This window comes from uncultured Nevskia sp., assembly GCF_903885465.1.
GTDB lineage: Bacteria > Pseudomonadota > Gammaproteobacteria > Nevskiales > Nevskiaceae > Nevskia.
The window spans coordinates 1-2,823 of record NZ_CAISIQ010000238.1 but is presented as its reverse complement, the minus strand read 5'-3'; the positions used below and the strand labels follow the sequence as shown (position 1 = coordinate 2,823).

At 64.6% G+C, this 2,823-nt stretch carries 4 protein-coding genes; all 4 read left to right on the top strand.

Translation table 11 applies throughout. The features are described from left to right. The coding region (locus tag QZY06_RS08870; RefSeq protein WP_295683023.1) for an NAD(P)H-dependent oxidoreductase at window positions 1-792 on the top strand (792 nt) is incomplete at its 5' end. Window positions 793-844: 52 nt separating this feature from the next. Next, window positions 845-1,642: a hypothetical protein gene (locus tag QZY06_RS08865; RefSeq protein WP_295683021.1), complete on the top strand. Its 798-nt coding sequence runs from the start codon at window positions 845-847 to the stop codon at window positions 1,640-1,642. A gap of 29 nt (window positions 1,643-1,671) precedes the next feature. After that, window positions 1,672-2,460 (top strand): enoyl-CoA hydratase-related protein, encoded by a 789-nt coding sequence (locus tag QZY06_RS08860; protein WP_295683017.1) that lies wholly within the window; start codon window positions 1,672-1,674, stop codon window positions 2,458-2,460. A gap of 2 nt (window positions 2,461-2,462) precedes the next feature. Further along, a partial coding sequence (locus QZY06_RS08855) for a molybdopterin-dependent oxidoreductase (RefSeq protein WP_295683015.1) occupies window positions 2,463-2,823 on the top strand: 361 nt, incomplete at its 3' end.

Below are 2,823 nucleotides of genomic sequence, written 5' to 3'. Positions count from 1 at the left end.
TGCCCTCGTCCCCCTGAATTCGCCACTCGCCAGCCACGCATGAAAGTCCTGATCGTCTACGCCCATTCGCAACCCACTTCGTTCAACGGTGCGCTGCTGCGCACTGCGGTGGAGACGCTTGAAGCCGAGGGTCACCAAGTGCAGGTCTCGGATCTCTACGCGATGGGCTTCAATCCGGTCGCCTCGGAGGCCGACTTCAAGGCGCGCCGTTTCGAAGGCCATCTGCAGTACGACCGCGAGCAGAAGGCCGCCGTCGCGGCCGGCAGCTTCAGCGATGACATCGCTGCCGAGATCGACAAGGTCCAGTGGTGCGACTTGCTGATCCTGCAGTTCCCGCTCTGGTGGTATTCGGTGCCGGCGATCATGAAGGGCTGGTTCGATCGGGTGTTCGCCAACGGCCTCATGTACGGCCAGTTTGGCCGCTTCAACAAGGGCGGCATGCGCGGCAAGCGGGCGATGGTGTCGACGACCACCGGCTGCTTCCCGGGCATGGTCGCCGAGGGCGGGGTGATGGGCCATCTCGATGCCATCCTCTGGCATCTGCAGTACGGCACCTTGGCCTATGTCGGCTTCGAGGTGCTGGAGCCGTTCGTGACCTGGTCGGTTCGTTACGAGGATGATCAGGCGCGCGTCGGTTACCTCGCAGCACTGGGCGAGCGTCTGAAGCATCTCGATCAGGTGCCGATCCAGCCGCTGCACGCCGTCGAGGAATTTGGCGAAGACTGGAAGCTCAAGGCCGGTATCGAGCCGCGAACCTTCGCGCATCAGGCTTGCGAGGCGCGCAGGCGCTGAGTCGAAGCGGTAAAGGCAGGACTAAAACAATAACCAGAAACGAGGAGAGATCATGGGCAGCCAATATCTGGGTATCGAGGCGCGGCCGCTGGATGCGGTGATGCCGGCGCTGGCGCAGGACATCGTCACCGGCGTGACCGCGACCCTGGTGGCCTTGCTCTGTCTCTACGCGTTCTGGCAGGCGTTCTCGGCCAAGCGCAACGATCGCTGGCTGATCATGCTGGTGGCGGCTTCGCTGACCATCCTGATGGAGCCGTTCGCCTGCTTTATGGTCAAGGCCCACCATCCCGCGGTCGGTGCCTATGTGCTGCTTACCGGGCTGGACGTGACGGTGCCCTGGCAGCTGCTGTTCTTCTACATCCTGTACTTCGCGCCGACTGCTGCATTCCTGATCTGGCGTGCTTCGAACGGCGTTTCGGCGACGCGCTACTGGCTCGACTTCGCCGGCATCTTCCTGTTGCTCTGGGGTGCCGAAGCGCTGGCGATCCATTTCGGTGTCTGGTTCTTCTTCGACTACAACCCCTTCGAAGTTGCCGGTCTGCCGCTGTGGGTGGCGCTGACCAACATCTCGGCGGTCTACGCCTGGGCCGTTGCAGCCTCGTACTGTCTCGATCATCTGAAAGGCGCGGCGCGCTGGTTCACCGTACTGGCCGCGCCGTTCGCGGCCATCGCGGCCTATGGGCCGGTGAGTCTTCCGGCCGCCGTCGTGCTCTATCGCGACGGCGCTGGTTACGATCAGACCCAGCCGGCCGCGGCGATCAGTGTCCTGGTCGGACTCGGCTTCGTCTTCGCGGCGCGGCATCTGTTGCTGCTCAGTGCCGGCCGCATCAGACCTGGCGCCATTGCCTGACTCTCTCCATCACCACCAGTCCCCAGACCATGTCCACGACTGCTACTGCGCTGACCGTCGAGAACGGCATCGCGCGCCTGCGCTTCACCGATCCCGAGCACGGCAACCCGATCAACCGCCGGCTCTGTGACGAAATGTGCGATCGCGCCATCGAACTGTCCTGCCGCAGCGATGTGCGAGTGGTGCTGGTCACGGCCGAAGGCAAGAACTTCGGCTTCGGCGGTGACATCGCGCACTTCGTCGCCCAGGGCGATCAGCTGCCATCCGAAATCAAGCGGATGACCGCGACGATCCATAGCGCCATCGCCCGCCTGCAGCGGATGGATGCGCCGATGGTGGCCGCCGTGCAGGGCGTCTGCGCCGGCGGTTCGGCCGCGTTTGCCGCGGGCTGCGATGTCGTGGTCAGTGCCGACAACGCGCGCTGGGTCGCTGCCTACACCGGCATCGGCTACAGCACCGACGCCAGCGCCACGGTGATGTTCTCGCGGCGCATGGGTCTCGCCCGCGCCCGCAACTTCCTGCTGCGCAATCAGACGCTCGATGCGCAAGCCGCGCTCGCGGCCGGTCTCGTCGATGAAGTGGTGCCTGCCGATCAGTTGCTGGCGCAGGCTGAAGCGATCGCGCTGAAGTTCGCTGCTGGCCCGACCAAGGCTTACGGCGAAGTGCGCCGTCTGCTGCTGTCGGTGCAGGACCAGCCGCTGGAAACGCAGCTGGAAATGGAAGCACAGGCTCTGTCGCGGGTCGCCTCCACCGAGGACGCGCGTGAAGGTCTGGCCGCATTCAACGAGAAGCGCAAGCCGCGCTTCACCGGTCGCTAGAGATGTCGATACCGCTACCACCAGGCCAGATCGAGCGGCCGCAATTCCCGCGCTTCGGTCTCGGCAAGTTCGCGCGGCGCTTTCCCGCCGAGCCTGATCGCATCCGCGTGCAGGTCGCCGGTGATGTCGAGTGCAAGCTGACGATCGAAGCGCAACTGCTGGCCTTGCCGAGGATCGAGCAGCAGAGCGATTTCCACTGCGTCACCACCTGGTCGATCCGCGGTGCGCGCTGGAGCGGCTGGCGCTTCGCCGATTTCTATCGGCAGATCGTCATGGCCGATGCGCGCCCTCTGGCAGAAGCCGAGTTCGTCGTCCTCCGGGGTGAAGACGGTTACTGCAGCTGCCTGCCGCTGGAAGATCTGC